The 272-nt window shown below is 52.9% G+C and carries 1 protein-coding gene; it reads left to right on the forward strand.

Features of this window, described 5'->3' with window-relative positions; translation table 11 throughout:
• Positions 1–272 (forward strand): ATP-binding cassette domain-containing protein (locus SB775_RS29510; RefSeq protein ID WP_410864786.1); only part of this gene is annotated, 272 nt, incomplete at both ends.

Below are 272 nucleotides of genomic sequence, written 5' to 3' on the forward strand. Positions count from 1 at the left end.
TAAGATCCTGTTGCAATGCGACAACCTGTGCAAACGCTATCAGGAAGGCAGTGTGCAAACCGATGTACTGCACAATGTCAGTTTCAGCGTGGGCGAAGGTGAAATGATGGCGATCGTCGGTAGCTCTGGTTCCGGTAAAAGCACCTTGCTGCACTTGTTGGGCGGGCTGGATACGCCAACCTCCGGCGATGTGATCTTTAACGGTCAACCGATGAGCAAACTGTCTTCGGCGGCGAAAGCAGAGCTGCGCAACCAGAAGCTGGGCTTTATTT

The sequence above is a fragment of the Peribacillus sp. SIMBA_075 genome (genome assembly GCF_046534585.1).